General features: G+C 61.0%; 1 pseudogene. It reads left to right on the top strand.

The annotated features are described in order from the left end of the window. Nucleotides 1-477 (top strand): annotated as a pseudogene (locus E1958_RS20640) (IS5/IS1182 family transposase); the annotation flags it as partial.

Raw genomic sequence — 477 nt, 5'->3', positions numbered from 1 at the left:
GCGGCCAACCGTGATTTCGTCGTGCTGTGCCAAGAGCTGGAGCGGCTGGGCGCAGAAACGATCGGCATTGACGGTTGGTTTTCTCACGCCAGCGCCAGTGACGCCAGCATCACGCCGAAGAAGGGCTTGGAAGCTGAACTGAAGCAGATCGAGCCTGATCTGGACGCCGATCCCCAGTGCTTGGATGCCAACGACGCGCAGGAAAACCAGGCCGGCGATCTGTTGGGTGAAGACCCCACACTGGCGAGCAAGTTGGAGGAACTCAAGGCGCGCCAGGCACGCCAGCAGGCACAACTCAAGCAGCTCGAGGAGCGTGGTGAGACCCAGCGCTCCCGTACCGACCCTGATGCGCGGGCCTTGAACAAAGGCAACCAGCACGTCACCGGCGACAACGTACAAAGCGGCGTGGATCACAAACACCAGCTCATCGTGCATCACCAGGTCACCAACGCCGGCAATGATCAGAACCAGCTCAGA

It is taken from the genome of Candidatus Thiosymbion oneisti (genome assembly GCF_004359955.1).
GTDB lineage: Bacteria > Pseudomonadota > Gammaproteobacteria > Chromatiales > Chromatiaceae > Thiosymbion > Thiosymbion oneisti.
Note: the sequence above shows the minus strand (reverse complement) of the source record. Positions and strands in the feature narration are given on the sequence as shown.